The sequence below is a fragment of the Comamonas sp. CMM02 genome, assembly GCF_014851485.1.
GTDB lineage: Bacteria > Pseudomonadota > Gammaproteobacteria > Burkholderiales > Burkholderiaceae_C > Comamonas > Comamonas avium.
In genome coordinates this window covers 806,465-822,435 of sequence record NZ_JACUZW010000003.1, presented here as the reverse complement: position 1 = coordinate 822,435, position 15,971 = coordinate 806,465, and the positions used below count along the sequence as shown (strand labels likewise).

General features: G+C 58.1%; 16 protein-coding genes. 12 read left to right on the top strand and 4 right to left on the bottom strand.

Going from position 1 to position 15,971, the window contains the following annotated elements:
* The first annotated feature begins 22 nt into the window (after window positions 1-22).
* The 5 genes from infB to IB213_RS13230 all read left to right on the top strand — a co-directional run bounded on the left by infB (window position 23) and on the right by IB213_RS13230 (window position 7,405).
* Window positions 23-2,875: a translation initiation factor IF-2 gene (infB, locus tag IB213_RS13250; RefSeq protein WP_191721507.1), complete on the top strand. Its 2,853-nt coding sequence runs from the start codon at window positions 23-25 to the stop codon at window positions 2,873-2,875.
* Between the two features lie 92 nt (window positions 2,876-2,967).
* Complete coding sequence (rbfA, locus tag IB213_RS13245) at window positions 2,968-3,345, top strand: 30S ribosome-binding factor RbfA (RefSeq protein ID WP_191721508.1); 378 nt, start codon at window positions 2,968-2,970, stop codon at window positions 3,343-3,345.
* A gap of 3 nt (window positions 3,346-3,348) precedes the next feature.
* A complete protein-coding gene (truB, locus tag IB213_RS13240) occupies window positions 3,349-4,341 on the top strand; it encodes a tRNA pseudouridine(55) synthase TruB (RefSeq protein ID WP_191721509.1) in 993 nt (330 codons plus the stop codon).
* A complete protein-coding gene (gene typA / locus IB213_RS13235) occupies window positions 4,338-6,164 on the top strand; it encodes a translational GTPase TypA (RefSeq protein ID WP_191721510.1) in 1,827 nt (608 codons plus the stop codon). The genes truB and typA overlap by 4 nt, the downstream gene beginning before the upstream one ends.
* A gap of 146 nt (window positions 6,165-6,310) precedes the next feature.
* Window positions 6,311-7,405, top strand: a complete 1,095-nt coding sequence (locus IB213_RS13230) for an enoyl-CoA hydratase/isomerase family protein (protein WP_192407019.1) — start codon at window positions 6,311-6,313, stop codon at window positions 7,403-7,405.
* A 147-nt stretch (window positions 7,406-7,552) separates the two neighbouring features.
* Here the strand turns inward: IB213_RS13230 and smpB are convergent, their stop codons facing one another.
* On the bottom strand, window positions 7,553-8,026 hold the full coding sequence (smpB, locus tag IB213_RS13225; protein WP_191721512.1) for an SsrA-binding protein SmpB: 474 nt from the start codon (window positions 8,024-8,026) through the stop codon (window positions 7,553-7,555).
* 150 nt (window positions 8,027-8,176) lie between these two features.
* Between smpB and IB213_RS13220 the strand changes: the two genes are divergently transcribed.
* Both IB213_RS13220 and IB213_RS13215 read left to right on the top strand, forming a co-directional pair.
* Complete coding sequence (locus tag IB213_RS13220; RefSeq protein ID WP_191721513.1) at window positions 8,177-8,617, top strand: type II toxin-antitoxin system RatA family toxin; 441 nt, start codon at window positions 8,177-8,179, stop codon at window positions 8,615-8,617.
* Window positions 8,610-8,939: an RnfH family protein gene (locus IB213_RS13215; RefSeq protein WP_192407017.1), complete on the top strand. Its 330-nt coding sequence runs from the start codon at window positions 8,610-8,612 to the stop codon at window positions 8,937-8,939. Before IB213_RS13220 ends, IB213_RS13215 begins: the two co-directional genes overlap by 8 nt.
* 30 nt (window positions 8,940-8,969) lie before the next feature.
* On the opposite strand, the gene IB213_RS13210 is transcribed toward IB213_RS13215, so the two are convergent.
* Window positions 8,970-9,545 (bottom strand): DUF4124 domain-containing protein, encoded by a 576-nt coding sequence (locus IB213_RS13210; protein WP_192407015.1) that lies wholly within the window; start codon window positions 9,543-9,545, stop codon window positions 8,970-8,972.
* A gap of 97 nt (window positions 9,546-9,642) precedes the next feature.
* Between IB213_RS13210 and guaB the strand changes: the two genes are divergently transcribed.
* From guaB to guaA, 5 genes are all read left to right on the top strand, one after another.
* The gene (gene guaB, locus IB213_RS13205; RefSeq protein ID WP_191721515.1) at window positions 9,643-11,118 is read left to right on the top strand and encodes an IMP dehydrogenase; all 1,476 of its coding nucleotides are present in this window, start codon (window positions 9,643-9,645) and stop codon (window positions 11,116-11,118) included.
* A 77-nt stretch (window positions 11,119-11,195) separates the two neighbouring features.
* Window positions 11,196-11,648 (top strand): DIP1984 family protein, encoded by a 453-nt coding sequence (locus IB213_RS13200; RefSeq protein ID WP_191721516.1) that lies wholly within the window; start codon window positions 11,196-11,198, stop codon window positions 11,646-11,648.
* A gap of 307 nt (window positions 11,649-11,955) precedes the next feature.
* Window positions 11,956-12,216: a type II toxin-antitoxin system Phd/YefM family antitoxin gene (locus tag IB213_RS13195; protein ID WP_192407013.1), complete on the top strand. Its 261-nt coding sequence runs from the start codon at window positions 11,956-11,958 to the stop codon at window positions 12,214-12,216.
* Window positions 12,213-12,647 (top strand): type II toxin-antitoxin system VapC family toxin, encoded by a 435-nt coding sequence (locus IB213_RS13190; RefSeq protein ID WP_191721518.1) that lies wholly within the window; start codon window positions 12,213-12,215, stop codon window positions 12,645-12,647. The genes IB213_RS13195 and IB213_RS13190 overlap by 4 nt, the downstream gene beginning before the upstream one ends.
* 36 nt (window positions 12,648-12,683) lie before the next feature.
* On the top strand, window positions 12,684-14,300 hold the full coding sequence (gene guaA / locus IB213_RS13185) for a glutamine-hydrolyzing GMP synthase (protein ID WP_191721519.1): 1,617 nt from the start codon (window positions 12,684-12,686) through the stop codon (window positions 14,298-14,300).
* Window positions 14,301-14,384: 84 nt separating this feature from the next.
* Here guaA and IB213_RS13180 read toward each other — a convergent pair whose 3' ends face one another.
* Together IB213_RS13180 and IB213_RS13175 are read right to left on the bottom strand one after the other, a co-directional pair.
* Window positions 14,385-15,101, bottom strand: coding sequence for an MgtC/SapB family protein (locus IB213_RS13180; protein ID WP_191721520.1), 717 nt, complete (start codon window positions 15,099-15,101; stop codon window positions 14,385-14,387).
* Window positions 15,102-15,241: 140 nt separating this feature from the next.
* Window positions 15,242-15,958 (bottom strand): hypothetical protein, encoded by a 717-nt coding sequence (locus IB213_RS13175; protein ID WP_192407012.1) that lies wholly within the window; start codon window positions 15,956-15,958, stop codon window positions 15,242-15,244.
* Window positions 15,959-15,971: the final 13 nt, after the last annotated feature.

Below are 15,971 nucleotides of genomic sequence, written 5' to 3'. Positions count from 1 at the left end.
GTCAGGGAGGATCGAACGGAGTATGTCTTTGAACACTGTTGCTGAGTTCGCTAGCGAACTTAAAAAATCCCCTGAGACTCTGCTGGAACAACTCAATGCCGCTGGTGTGGCAAAGAGCTCTGGCACTGATGCCTTGACCGAAACGGACAAGCAAATGCTGTTGTCGCACCTCAAGGCCAGCCATGGCTCTGAAGGCGACGGCAAAAAGAAGATCACGCTGACGAAAAAGTCGACCAGCGAGATCAAGCAGGCCGATGCCACTGGCAGAGCCCGCACCATTCAAGTGGAAGTGCGCAAAAAACGTACTTTCATCAAACGTGACGATGCCCCCGAGGTAGTTGCCGAAGCTGCTGCCCGTTCTGCGCAAGCTGCACAGGCTTCCCAAGAGCTGGTGCGCCGCGAGGAAGAAGTCCGCAAGCAAGCAGAGATGATTAGCCAAGAAGAAGTTGAATTAGCGCAAACGCGCCATGAGCGTGAAGAACGCGAAGACCGTGTGCGCAAAGAGCGCGAAGCGGAAGAGCGCGCTGCTGCTTACGCAGCCGCCGAAGCCGCCAAGGCTCGCCAAGCCAAGGAAGCGCAAAAGGAAGCTGCTGCAGGTAATGCAGCTTTTGCTGAAGCACGTGCCAAAGCACAAGCTGATGCGCGTGCCAAGGCCGATGAAGAATCCCGTCAGCGCCAGGCTGAAGAAGCTGCTCGCGCCAAGGATCTGGAAGATCGTCGTCGCAAGGCTTTGCAAGAAGCAGAAGCTATTCGCGCCATGATGGCTGCACCTAAGAAGGTGCTGGTTGCCAAGAAGCCTGAAGAGCCCAAGAAGGTTGTTGCTCCAGCTGCGGCTGCTGATGCCAAGAAGACCACCGCTTCCAAGGATGCCAAGCCTGCTGCAGGCGCAGCAACGGCTGCACCTGGCCGCGGCGGCGCGAAGGACAAGGAAGTCAAGTCTTCCAAGCTGTCTTCGACTTGGTCGAACGACGCCAACGGCAAGAAGAAGGAAATCAAGACCCGTGGCGACAGCTCGGGTGGCGTGGGTAATCGCTCCAGCTGGCGCGGTGGCCCTCGTGGTGGCCGTCGTGGTAATGACCGCAACGATCACCAGCAGCAACAGCAGCAGCAGGAATTCCGCGCGCTGGAAATCTCGGTGCCAGAAACCATCACTGTGGCCGAATTGGCTCACAAGATGGCGGTGAAGGCGTCCGAGCTGATCAAGGTGCTGATGAAGATGGGCCAGATGGTCACCATCAACCAGCCTCTGGACCAGGACACCGCCATGATCGTGGTGGAAGAAATGGGTCACACCGCCAAGATCGCTGCACTGGATTCTCCAGAAGCCTTCAGCGAGGAAGATACTTCCAAGTACACCGGCGAGCTGGTGTCGCGTGCTCCTGTCGTTACAGTCATGGGCCACGTTGACCACGGCAAGACTTCGCTGCTCGATTACATTCGTCGCAGCAAAGTGGCAACCGGCGAAGCGGGTGGTATTACCCAGCACATTGGTGCATACCATGTGACGACTGACCGCGGTATGGTGACGTTCCTGGATACTCCGGGTCACGAAGCGTTTACCGCTATGCGTGCCCGAGGTGCCAAGTCCACCGACATCGTAATTTTGGTCTGTGCGGCTGATGACGGCGTGATGCCTCAGACCAAGGAAGCCATCAAGCACGCCAAGGCTGCTGGTGTGCCGATCGTGGTTGCCATTACCAAGTCTGACAAGCCTGAAGCGAACCCTGAGAAGGTCAAGCAAGAGCTGGTGGTCGAAGAGGTCGTGCCAGAAGAGTACGGTGGTGATTCTCCGTTCATCTCTGTGTCGTCCAAGACCGGCGCTGGCGTTGACGCATTGCTCGAGCAAGTGCTGCTGCAAGCTGAAGTGCTGGAGCTCAAGGCTGCAGTGGACGCAGCTGCCAAGGGTCTGGTGATTGAGGCTCAGCTGGATAAGGGTCGCGGCCCGGTCGCTACAGTGCTGGTGCAATCCGGTACGCTGAAGGTCGGTGACGTGGTGCTGGCTGGTCAAACCTATGGCCGCGTGCGTGCCATGCTGGACGAAGACGGCAAGCAGACCAAGGAAGCTGGTCCTTCGATTCCTGTGGAAATCCAGGGTCTGTCCGACGTGCCTTTGGCCGGTGACGACTTCATGGTCATGGCCGATGAGCGCCGTGCCCGCGAAATCGCGACTTACCGTGCAGGCAAGTTCCGTCACACCAAGTTGGCCAAGCAGCAAGCTGCCAAGCTGGAGAACATGTTCTCGGACATGACTTCTGGCAACGTGCAGACTCTGCCTTTGATCATCAAGGCCGACGTACAAGGCTCGCAAGAAGCGTTGGCAACATCGCTGCTCAAGCTGTCGACCGACGAAGTCAAGGTACAGATCGTGTACTCTGGCGTGGGTGGTATCTCCGAGTCCGACGTCAACCTGGCGCTGGCTTCCAAGGCCATCATCATCGGCTTTAACGTGCGTGCTGACGCCCAGGCTCGTAAGACGGCCGAAAGCAACGACGTGGATCTGCGCTACTACAACATCATTTACGATGCCGTAGATGAAGTGAAGTCCGCCATGTCCGGCATGCTGGCTCCTGAAAAGCGCGAAGAGATCATCGGTATGGCCGAGATCCGCACTGTGTTCGTGGCAACCAAGATCGGTACGATCGCTGGTTCCTACATCACCCAGGGCCATGTGGTCCGCAACGCACACTTCCGTTTGCTGCGCGACAACGTGGTTATCTACACGGGTGAGATCGAATCGCTGCGCCGCCTGAAGGACGATGTCAAGGAAGTCAAGGAAGGCTTCGAGTGCGGTATCAAGCTGCGCAACTACAACGACATCCGCGAAAACGACGTGCTGGAAGTTTTCGAAATCAAGGAAATTGCACGTACGCTGTAAACCATAGCTTTCAGCGCTGATGAATAAAGGGTTTGAAGGTCGAAAGGCTTTCAAACCCTTCTCTGACTAGCGCTACTAGCTCATAATTTTTAATGCCACCTAAACGTAAATCTGCTGCGCCTAACCGCAGCTTCAAAGTTTCTGACCAGATCCAGCGTGATCTGTCGGAGCTGATCGCCCGCGAGTTGAAGGACCCGCGTGTTGGCATGGTCACACTGCAAGGCGTTGAAGTGACGCCCGACTATGCACACGCCAAAGTGTTTTTCAGCTTGCTGATCGGTGACCCGGATGAGTCGCAAAAGGCGTTGAACCAGGCTGCAGGCTTCCTGCGCAATGGCTTGTTCAAGCGTTTGCACATCCACACCGTGCCTACTTTGCACTTCGTCTACGACCGCACCTCAGAGCGTGCTGCTGACATGAACGCCTTGATTGCCAAGGCTGTGGCGTCACGCGGCCCTGAAGAAGGCTAAGCAATGAACGCCACTCGCACCAGGGTGCAGCGGCGCCCTGTGCATGGGGTGTTGCTGCTCGATAAACCGCTGGGTCTTTCCAGCAATGACGCTTTACAGAAAGTGAAGTGGTTATTGCGTGCGGAAAAGGCCGGCCACACTGGCACTTTGGATCCCCTTGCCACCGGCGTGTTGCCGCTGTGTTTTGGGGCTGCCACCAAGTTCAGCCAGTTGCAGCTGGAAGCTGCCAAGACCTATATTGCTGTTGCCCGCTTAGGCCAGACTACTACCACTGCAGATGCAGAAGGTGAAGTGCTGCGTGAGCGGGTGGTGGATATGTCGGCCATCACGCCAGCGCTGCTGGCGCAGGTGCAGGCCCGCTTTACGGGCCCTATCCAGCAAGTGCCGCCTATGTACAGCGCCCTCAAGAAAGATGGTAAGGCGCTGTATGAATATGCGCGCGCAGGTATTGAAATTGAGCGTCCTGCGCGCAATGTAACTATTCATGCACTGGACATTGTTTTGTGCAAGGATGCGGACGGTTTGGATGCCCTTGAGCTGACAGTCACCTGCAGCAAGGGCACTTACATTCGTACGCTGGCAGAGGATGTGGGGGAGGCGCTCGGTTGTGGCGCACACCTGCGTTCGCTGCGCCGTACAGACACGGGCGGCATTGGTGTCGATCGTTGCATCACTTTGGATGCCTTGATCGCCATGCCCGAAGAAGAGCGCATGAGCGTGGTGCAGCCGGCAGATTGTCTGCTGCATGCCCATACGCGCGTGACGCTGGATGCGAGTGAAAGCGGCCGGTTTCTGACTGGTTTGCGTCGCCGCGGCGATTGGCCCGATGCCGAGGCTGTCGCAGTTTATGGGGATGAACCACGCGCCTTGCTGGGTGTGGGGCACATCACAAGTGGGGAGCTGATTCCTGATCGCCTGCTCAGCCCCCTAGAAATTCAACAAATTTTGGAAGGCACGCCGCGCCCACAAGACCGCGGCATTTTGGAAATCGTATGAGCAAACAAATCCGCAACATCGCCATCATCGCGCACGTTGACCATGGCAAGACCACAATGGTTGACCAACTGCTGCGCCAATCGGGCACTTTTGCCGAGCACGAAAAAGTGGTCGACACCGTCATGGACAACCACGCCATTGAACGTGAGCGTGGCATTACGATTTTGGCGAAGAACTGTGCCGTATCGTGGAACGATACCCACATCAACATTCTTGACACACCCGGTCACGCGGACTTCGGTGGTGAAGTTGAGCGCGCTCTGTCCATGGTGGACGGTGTGGTGCTGCTGATCGATGCGCAAGAAGGCCCCATGCCCCAAACGCGTTTCGTGACCAAGAAGGCTCTGGCCCTGGGTCTGAAGCCTATCGTGGTGGTCAACAAGGTGGACAAGCCCGGTGCCAACCCCGACAAGGTGGTGAACGCTGCGTTTGACCTGTTTGACAAGCTGGGCGCTACTGACGAGCAGCTGGACTTCCCCGTGGTGTACGCATCGGGCATCAACGGCTGGTCTTCCAAAGTAGAAGGCGTACCAGGTGAAAAGTGGGGCGAAGACATGTCGGCCCTGTTTGACACCATCTTGGAGCACGTGCCTTTCGTACAAGGCGATGCCACTGCACCTTTGCAGTTGCAAGTGTCTGCGCTGGACTACTCCACGTTTGTGGGCCGTATCGCTGTGGGCCGTATCACTCAGGGTACCTTGAAGGTTGGCCAGAATGTGCAAGTGATGGCCGGTCCTGATGGCAAGGCTTACAACGGCAAGATCAACCAGATCCACAAGTTCCAGGGTATCGACCGCGTGCAAGCCACTGAAGCCGGCCCTTCGGAAATCGTGCTGATCAACGGTATCGAAAACATCGGTATCGGTGAAACCATCACTGATCCCGCCAATCCTCAGCCTCTGCCGATGCTCAAGATTGACGAGCCGACACTGACTATGAACTTCTGCGTGAACAACTCGCCTTTGGCGGGCCGCGAAGGCAAGTACGTGACCAGCCGTCAAATCTGGGACCGTCTGCAAAAGGAACTGCGCTCCAACGTGGCTCTGCGCGTCAAGGAAACCGGCGAAGACGGTATCTTTGAAGTGATGGGCCGTGGCGAATTGCACCTGACCATCTTGATCGAAGAAATGCGCCGTGAAGGCTACGAGCTGGCCGTGTCCAAGCCCCGCGTGGTGTTCAAGGACATCGACGGTGTCAAGCACGAGCCTATCGAGCTGGTGACTGCGGACATCGAAGAAGGCCATCAAGGCAGCGTGATGCAAGCCCTGGGCGAGCGCAAGGGTGAACTGGTGAACATGGAACCCGATGGCCGCGGTCGCGTCCGTCTGGAATACCGTATTCCTGCCCGTGGCCTGATCGGCTTTACCAACGAGTTCATGAACATGACACGTGGTTCCGGCCTGATCGCCAACATCTTTGACAGCTACGAACCCCATAAGGGTGACATCGGTGGCCGCAAGAACGGCGTGCTGATCTCCATGGACGATGGTGAAATCTTCACCTACGCTCTGGGCAAGCTGGACGACCGCGGTCGCATGTTTGTGAAGGCCAACGACCCCGTGTACGAAGGCATGATCATTGGTATCCACAGCCGTGACAACGATCTGATCGTCAACGCCACGCGTACCAAGCAGCTGACCAACTTCCGTGTATCTGGCAAGGAAGACGCGATCAAGATCACTCCTCCTATTCAGCTGTCGCTGGAATACGGCGTTGATTTTATTGAAGACGACGAGCTGCTGGAAATCACTCCTACCAGCCTGCGCGTGCGCAAGCGATTCCTGAAGGAGCATGAGCGCAAGCGTGCTCAGCGCGACAACTAAGCCGCGTTCAGTGTGCTTTCAAAAGGCCGCCTTGTGCGGCCTTTTTTTACGTATGCCTGGTAGTCAAATGCAGCCAGAGTGACAAAACAAAAGTGACGCTTGCGGTATCGTGCTCACTTTGTTGGAGACAGTTGGAGCACAAAAATATGTCACAGACCCCTGCAGACGTTCTGGCCGAAGTACGCGGCCATGTTGGATTCATCACCCTCAATCGACCCAGAGCCATCAATGCCTTGTCACTGGGCATGGTGCGCGATTTGCTGGCGCAGTTGCTGATCTGGAAAGATGATCCCAAGGTGTTGGCGGTGGCCATTCGCGGCAGCCACAAAGAGGGCGTGTTTGGGCATTTCTGTGCAGGCGGTGATATCCGCTTTCTGCACCAGGCGGGCAGCACTGGCAACCCAGAGCTGGAGGACTTCTTCACGGAAGAGTACGCGCTCAACCACCTGATCTTTACCTACCCCAAGCCTTACATCGCCTTCATGGACGGCATTGTGATGGGCGGCGGTATGGGCATCAGCCAAGGTGCCAGCCTGCGTCTGGTGACTGAAAAAACCAAGATGGCCATGCCAGAGACCATCATTGGCCTGTTCCCCGATGTGGGGGGGGGCTACTTTCTCTCGCGCTGTCCGGGTGCTGTGGGCGAGTGGCTGGCGTTGACGGGCGATACCATCGAGGCGGCTGAAGCGTTGGCCTTTAATTTGGCAGACGCCTATTTGCCCGCCGCTGAGCAGGGTGCCCTGTGGGAGGCACTGGGCGCGCAGCAGTTTGCAGATGGCGATGCCGTGCACGCCTTTGTACAGGCGTGCAGCCAGCCCCATGCACCGCAACCCGTGCGCGATGTGCAGCAGATCAACCGTATTTTTGCTCTGCCCACGGTGCGCGACATCATCAGCACCTTGGAGGCAGATACCAGCGAGTGGGCACAGGCCACCGCAGCCGTACTGCGCAAGCGCTCGCCTCTGATGCTGTTTGTGGTGCTCGAGCAGATCCGCCGCGCGCGCAACATGGGTGTCGCCGAAGATTTGCGCATGGAGCGCGACATGGTGCGTCACTGTTTTTACCTGCGCCCCGGCCAAAGCGAAACAGTGGAAGGCATCCGCGCGCTGGCAGTGGACAAAGACCACAACCCGCGTTGGAACCCGGCACGCATTGAGGACGTGCCTGAAGATCTGTGGAAGGCGTTTTTTGTCAGCCCATGGCCTGCGCACTCACACCCTTTGGCTTACCTCAAAGACTGATGCAGGTGTAAAAAAACCACGCAGGCACAGGCGTGGTTTTTAAAAATAGAAGCATCAAGCGCTGGTACTTAAAGGGTTTCAGATAGTTTTATATCTGAAACCCTCGTGGATAAAGCGCTGGATGCTCTTGTTTATTGCTTCTGGCGTTTAACGGTTGCGGCTTTTCATGGCGCGTTCCACCTCGCGCTTGCCTTCTCGATCTTTGATCACATCGCGCTTGTCATGCTCGCCCTTGCCCTTGGCCAAGGCAATGTCGCATTTCACCAGGCCGTTTTTCCAGTGCAGATTCACGGGCACCAAGGTAAAGCCTTTTTGCTCCACTTTGCCAATCAAGCGCTTGATGTCGTCTTTTTTCATCAACAGCTTCTTAATGCGTGCTGAATCGGGGCTGACGTGCGTGGAGGCGGTCTTGAGTGGCTGAATTTGGCAACCAATCAAGAACAGCTCGCCGTCTTTGATGATCACGTAGCCGTCGGTCAACTGCGCCTTGCCACTGCGCAAGGCTTTGACTTCCCAGCCGTGCAGCACAATGCCTGCCTCGTGGCGCTCTTCAAAGTAATAGTTGAACGCCGCTTTTTTGTTATCCGCTATGCGGGATGGTGTTTCTGATTTTGTTGCCATGGGTCTTTCTGGGCGGGTGACCCGCAGATGCCGGGCTCTACCTACAATGGGCGTTTCTCCCGCTGAACAGCAATTCTAGTTTCTCCAGCCGTGCGTGGTCCGTTGGTGCAGCAATGCCCCAGGCATGTGCCGTGCTGGCTTTGTGCTTTCATGAAAAACGTTAACAAGTCTGTTCTTATTTGGTATAGCCCCGAAGAAATGTTTGCCTTGGTGGCGGACGTGGCAAGCTATCCAGAATTTTTGCCCTGGTGCTCGCACACCAAGGTGCTGGAGCAGGACGCAACGAGCATGACGGCGGAAGTCGGCATGTCGATGGGTGCACTGCGTAAATCCTTTGTGACACGCAATGTGCACGAAGGCAAGACCAAGATCAGCATGCGCTTGGTCAAAGGCCCGTTTTCGCGCCTAGAAGGCCACTGGATTTTTCACCCCGTAGGCGATGGCTCACAGCGTGCCTGCAAGGTCGAGCTGCAGCTGGACTATGGCTTTGACAGCGTGGCCATTGCTACGCTGATTGGCCCTGTTTTTGACCGCATTGCCAACTCCATGGTGGACGCCTTTATCAAGCGTGCTGAAAAAGTCTATGGCTGATACCAGCAAGCTCAAGGTGCATGTGGTCTGGGCCGATAGCAGCGCCGCTGTGCAAGAGCGAGCGGTAGCACTGCCTGAGGGGGCGTGCTTGCAAGATGCTCTTGACGCCTGTGGCCTGCAGTTGACGGCGTCGCAATCTTGCGGTGTCTGGGGGCGTACCAAACCATTGGATTGCGCCTTGCAAGACGGTGACCGTGTGGAGCTGTATCAACCGCTCAAGGTTGACCCCAAAGTAGCGCGCCGCGAACGGTTTGCCAAGCAGGGCGCGCGCAGTGCAGGGCTGTTTGCCAGCCGGCGCACCCACAGTAAAGCAGGCTACTGAATCAAAGCGTGGAGGGGTGGGGCCGCCGGTTCATGAGCAATTGCTCTTGATCGTTTGCTGGGCGCGTTGCAAATCGGTTTGGCGTTGCTCGTCGGTCATAAAGCCACGCTCGCCTTTTGCATTGACGGTGGCCAGCAGGCTGCCCGACTGCAGCGCAGCTTGTGCAGCGCGTGCGCGCTGGCAGTTTTCTTGGCGAGCCTGAGCTTGCTGGGCTTTTTGCTTTTTTTGCTCAGCTTCTTCGGCTTTGTGCTTGGCGTCCTCTATGTCTTTTTCCTTGGCTTGATCCTGCGCAGCTTGTTTGGCCTGTGCAGCCGCTTCTGGCGTCTGAGCTGCGGGCGTAGCTTCAGCTTCAGTGGGGGCAGCTTGTGAGGGCTGAGCAGACTTGGGTGGCAAGCCAGCAGTCTCTGCGCTGGGGTAGACCACGCGTGCACTGGCAGAACGTGTGCCGTGAGGCTGCTTCAAAATCTGCTCAGGCGCAATGTGCGCAGGTGGTGGCCGATCACTGAACACTTTGCGACCGGCTTCATCAACCCATTGCCATTGGGCCAAAACACTGCTGCTGCAAATGCTCAAGACAGCTGCAATCCATAGTTTGTGGGTGTTCATGGCTTTCAGTTTAGCGTGATCGTGCAAGGTTTCTTGTTGCATGTTTGGCACGGGTTAGTGCTGAGAAAGCTACAATCTTTCTTTTGGAGCCTTCACAATGCGCCTTCTCGGAAAAGCACTGACATTCGACGACGTTCTGCTCGTTCCCGCCTACTCCGAAGTCCTGCCCAAGGACGTAACTCTCTCCACACAGTTCACACGCAACATCACGTTGAACCTGCCTTTGGTCTCTGCGGCCATGGACACGGTGACCGAAGCGCGTCTGGCGATTGCCATTGCCCAAGAAGGTGGCATTGGCGTGATCCACAAGAACATGACAGCCCAGGAGCAAGCGGCTGAAGTGGCTAAGGTCAAACGCCATGAATCCGGTGTGGTAATTGATCCTGTCGTGATCACCCCTGACCACACGGTGCTGCAAGTGCTGCAGCTGTCGGAAGAGCGCGGCATCTCCGGCTTCCCTGTGTGCGATGGCGGCAAGGTGGTCGGCATTGTGACCAGCCGTGACGTGCGCTTTGAGACCCGCTACGACGTCAAGGTCAGCCAGATCATGACGCCCCGCGAAAAGCTGATTACTGTCAACGAAAAAGAGGGCACCACGCCCGCTCAAGCCAAGGCACTGCTCAACAAGCACAAGCTGGAGCGTATCTTGGTGGTCAACGATGCATTCGAGCTCAAGGGCCTGATCACCGTTAAAGACATCAACAAGCAAACCAATTTCCCTAACGCCGCGCGTGACTCGGCTGGCCGCCTGCGCGTGGCTGCCGCTGTGGGCGTGGGCGCCGGCACCGAAGAGCGTGTCGACCTGCTGTCCAAGGCTGGTGTTGATGCTGTGGTGGTGGATACCGCCCATGGACACTCCAAGGGCGTGATTGATCGCGTGCGCTGGGTCAAGCAAAACTACCCGCACCTTGAAGTCATCGGCGGCAATATCGCCACAGGCGCTGCCGCACTGGCATTGGTTGAGGCAGGTGCTGACGCCGTGAAGGTGGGTATTGGCCCCGGCTCGATTTGCACGACACGTATCGTCGCCGGTGTGGGCGTACCCCAGATCATGGCGATCTCCAACGTGGCCGAAGCCCTCAAGGGTACGGGCGTACCTTTGATTGGTGACGGTGGCATCCGCTTCTCGGGTGACATTGCCAAGGCGCTGGCTGCCGGTGCTTCTACCATCATGATGGGCGGCATGTTCGCGGGTACCGAAGAGGCTCCTGGTGAAGTGATTCTGTACCAGGGCCGCTCGTACAAGAGCTACCGTGGCATGGGCTCTATCGGTGCCATGCAGCAGGGCTCGGCCGACCGTTACTTCCAAGAGTCGTCCACTGGCAACCCCAATGCAGACAAGCTGGTGCCAGAAGGTATTGAAGGCCGTGTGCCCTATAAGGGCTCGATGGTCTCCATCATTTACCAAATGGCTGGTGGCGTGCGTGCCTCCATGGGCTACTGTGGATGTGCCACTATTGCAGAGATGGGCGAGAAGGCCGAGTTTGTGGAAATCACCGCTGCCGGTATCCGTGAATCTCACGTACACGATGTGCAAATCACCAAGGAAGCGCCAAATTACCGCGCCGACTGAGTGATGGGCTGATTGGCCTGCAGGTCACAAGCGGGGTTGGCATGGCTGGCTCCGCTTTTCTTTTTCAGGAGTCCCTCATGAAACTTGCCGAAGCACTGTTGCTGCGCGCTGATCTGAAGAAAAAACTGGCCTCGCTGCGTGAGCGGATTGGCCGCAACGCCATGGTGCAAGAGGGTGAGGCGCCGCAGGAAAAGGTCGAAGATCTGCTGGCCCAAGCGACTAGTGCATTGCAGGAGCAGCAGAAATTGGTGCGCAGCATCAATGCTACTAATGCATCCGCCAAACTTGCCGATGGCCGTTTGCTGTCGGATCTGTTGGCGCAGCGCGACATGCTGATTGAGCAGCATTCTCTGCTGACCAGTACGATTGCGGCCACGCACAAAGAGGTTGATCGCTACAGCCAGCGCGAGATCAAATGGGTGCCGCAAATCAACGTAGCCAGTTTGCAAAAGCAGGTGGATGACCTGTCGCGCAAAATTCGCGAGGTGAATGTGGCTGTGCAGGCGGCCAACTGGCAGATTGATATCTGACCATCGCTATCGAGTTTCGGAGCGCCACGGGCGAGTGCAAAGACCTCGGTGAGGCCAAGAGGTTGAAAATAAGTTGGTCTCTCCTGTAGAGCGTGAAGGGCAGCGCTGGTGCTAAAACCACCTGACCAATCAGCCCATCACCTTTGACAGCGTACATGTGACACCGCACACCGCACTACCTTGCACTGACTTGGCGCTCCCCTTTATGCCAATAACCATCCATTCTTGGCTGGAATTTGAGATTCTGGTCAGAATGCTAAAATCTAGTCTGATTTAACGCCAAGCTAGCTTTCTCATCTTCCACTCCATGCAATCCGTCGGTATCTACGAAGCCAAAACTCGTTTCTCTGCCTTGATCGAACTGGTCGAGCAGGGCGAGGAAGTGCGCATCACGCGCCATGGCAAAGAGGTGGTGCGCATGCTGCCCGTGCGCCGACGCCCCGTAATTACCGATGAGCAGATTGCCCGTGAGCTGGAGCAAATTCAGGCGCTGCAAAAGACAGTGCGGGCGCAAGCAGCTGCAGACACTGTCGTGATGCTGCGCCAAACAGGACGCAGTCAGGCATGAGCGCTTTTGTCATTGATGCGTCTGTAACGGCTGCGTGGCTGCTGCCCGATAGCGCCAGCGCAGACACCCAGCGTTTATATGCACGCATTCGTCGCCATGAGGTTGACCCGCAAGCGCCCAATGTTTGGCAATGGGAATGCGGCAACCTGATTGCTTCGGGTGTCAATATTGGCCGTATTCCACACAGCTCGGTTGAGGGGCTGTGGGGGGTGCTGGAGGCCATTCGCCACCGTGTTGAGCTGCACGAGCTGGCACCTGCCCAGCACAAAGCTGTGCTGGACGTTGCGCTGGATACGGGCTTGCCCGTGTACGACGCCGCTTATTTATGGCTGGCGCAATCCCTGCGATTGCCGCTGGCCACTTTCGATCCTGCCCAGATCACGGCAGCGCAGCAGCGTGGAATCGCGTTGCTGGCTGCGGCTGATTTTTGAAACGGATACTCCTTTCTCTTGCCTTTGGATCACACCATGCAACACGACAAGATTCTGATTCTTGACTTTGGCTCCCAAGTCACACAGTTGATCGCACGCCGAGTGCGCGAAGCCCACGTTTATTGCGAAGTTCATCCCTGCGATGTCAGCAGCGAATGGGTGCGCGAATTTGCCGCTGACGGCCACCTCAAGGGTGTGATCTTGTCAGGCAGCCACGCCAGCGTTTACGAAGTAGACGACCGTGCTCCGGATGCCGTGTTTGAGCTGGGCCTGCCCGTGCTGGGCATTTGCTACGGCATGCAGACCATGGCTACCCAGCTGGGTGGCAAGGTTGAAGGCTCCAACAGCCGCGAATTTGGCTACGCCGAAGTGCGCGCCCATGGTCACACCAAGCTGCTCGACGGCATTGAAGACTTCGTGACCACCGAAGGCCACGGCATGCTCAAGGTCTGGATGAGCCACGGCGACAAGGTCACCCAGCTGCCTGAAGGTTTCAAGGTAATGGCATCGACCCCTTCGTGCCCGATTGCCGGCATGGCAGATGAGGCCCGCCGCTTCTACGCGGTGCAGTTCCACCCGGAAGTCACGCACACCGTGCAGGGCCAGGCATTGCTGAACCGTTTTGTGCTGGATATCTGCGGCACGAATGCAGACTGGATCATGGGCGACTACATCGAAGAAGCCGTGGCCAAGATCCGCGAGCAAGTCGGTGACGAAGAAGTCATTCTGGGCTTGTCTGGTGGCGTGGATTCGTCCGTGGCCGCAGCTCTGATCCACCGCGCCATCGGCGACCAGCTGACTTGCGTTTTTGTCGATCACGGCCTGCTGCGCTTGAACGAAGGCGACGCGGTCATGGAAATGTTCGCAGGCAAGCTGCACGCCAAGGTCATTCGCGTCGATGCGGCCGACCTGTTCCTGGGCAAGCTGGCTGGCGTGAACGAGCCAGAAGCCAAGCGCAAGATTATTGGTGGCCTGTTTGTCGATGTGTTCAAGGCCGAGGCATCCAAGCTCAAGGCTGCCAACGCAGGTAGCAAGGGTGCAACCTTCCTGGCCCAGGGTACGATTTACCCCGACGTGATCGAGTCCGGCGGTGCCAAGAGCAAGAAGGCTGTGGTCATCAAGAGCCACCACAACGTAGGCGGTCTGCCTGAGCAGCTGGGCCTGAAGTTGCTGGAACCTCTGCGTGACCTGTTCAAGGATGAAGTGCGCGAACTGGGTGTGGCTCTGGGCCTGCCCCGTGGCATGGTCTATCGTCACCCCTTCCCGGGCCCCGGTCTGGGCGTGCGTATCTTGGGTGAAGTCAAGAAGGAATACGCCGACTTGCTGCGCCGTGCCGACGCCATCTTCATCGAAGAGCTGAACAACTGGATCGACGAAGCCACAGGCAAGAGCTGGTACGACCTGACCAGCCAGGCATTCACCGTGTTTCTGCCCGTCAAGAGCGTGGGTGTGATGGGTGATGGCCGCACTTACGATTACGTCGTGGCACTGCGCGCTGTGCAAACCAGCGACTTCATGACTGCCGACTGGGCAGAGCTGCCTTACGGCCTGCTCAAGAAAGTGTCTGGCCGCATCATCAACGAAGTGCGCGGCATCAACCGCGTGACTTATGACGTGAGCACCAAACCACCAGCAACGATTGAGTGGGAATAAGCAAGCGTCTAGCAGTGTCTAGCTGCTAGTGCAGAAAAAGCCTCGTAGATCATTGATTTGCGAGGCTTTTTTTTGCCGATCGGGTCAATCCTCCGCACTCGGATTCCAGAAGGCCTGCAGCACACCCTTTTCCTGCTCCAGTGCGGCCACCAGCCGGTCAAGCGCCTCGGGCTCCACCGCCGTGGCGTACAGCGCGGCCTCAATCTCGATGTCGTTCTGGCCGAAGGCGTGCTGCGCCACATCGCGCACCGGGTAGCTGGCAGCCTCTAGCAGAGCGACCAGTTTTTCGCGCACGTCGGCCTGCACGTCGCGCTGGCAGATGGCATAGACGGCGTAGCTGGCTTCGCTAAATTGCTCGTTCACGGGGCGCCGGTTGATGCGGTTGACCACCGGGCGCAGCAGGGTGTTGGCCGCCAGCACGAACAGCGCCGCCAGCAGCGCCTCGCCGATCAGCCCGGCCCCGGCGCAAGCGCCTACGGCGGCTGAGCCCCAGAGTGTGGCGGCGGTGTTCAGGCCGGTGACGTTGGCACCTTCTTTCATGATGGCGCCCGCGCCCAGGAAGCCGATGCCTGACACCACGTAGGCCACCACACGCACCGCGCCCTCGGGCCCGCCTAGGCGAAACGCCATGTCGACGAACACCGCCGCGCCCACGGCGACCAGGGTGTTGGTGCGCAGCCCGGCGGTGCGCTGGCGCACTTGGCGCTCGAAACCGATCAGGCCGCCCAGCAGGAAGGCGGTGCTCAGGCACACCAGGGTGTTGAGCAGGGCGGCGGGATTCAGGGAAGTTAGAACTTGCATGGCGGGTCAGTGGGGTAAGGAAGGTGGCAAGAAAGGTGGCAAGAAAGGTGGCAAGGAAGGGCTGGCACAGGGGGCAAGGGAGTCCCGAGCGGGCGCGGGCTTTGGCGCAACACGGTATGGCACGGCCCTGCCGCATGGCCTCAGCGGTCGAAGGCCCAGGTCGCACCCAGCGTCCCCCATGCGGCCACGCGGCCATGGTCGCCACGGGCATGACTCAAGTCGATGCTCAGGTCTGGGGTCACCATCCAGCGCACGCCGAGCCGCCAGTGGTTGAACGTCGATTCGCGAAAACGCTCCGCGACGAAAGACCACTGCGCGGCCGGCGACCATTCGAGAGCGGCGCCGGCTCTGGTGGTGCCGGGGGCATGGCGCATGAAGTCGCGCCCCAGGTTGAGGTGCAGCTTCACGCTGTCGCTGGCATGCCAGGTCAGCGGCACCAGCAGCGTGCTGCCGGCGGCGTGGAGCGAGGTCAGGGCTTCGCTCTGCCAGTGCGCCTGCGCCACAACGCCCACGCTCAGCCGGTCGTGGAGTGGGAAGACCCATTTGAGCTGTGGGCTGACGTTTCCGGTCCGGCCGATGTCGTTTTCGCTCTGGTGCTCCAGTCCCAGGCTGAGTTCGACCGGACCGATGCGGCAACCCGGCTCCAGGTGATATAGCGTGCGGTTGCCTTGCCGTTCGCGTTCGCTCCAGGCTGACAGCTGGCATTGGCCCTCGTCCAGGATCGTGGCGTCGTCTACTGCGTGGTGGCCGCCGGCCGCGTGGGCTAGGCTGGCGCCCAGCCCCAGTGCGGCCACGGTGGCCAGCCTTGTACGTGCCGTGGTGGCAACGTGCCGCGCGACAAAGTGAAGGTGCTTCATGAAAACCTCGTGC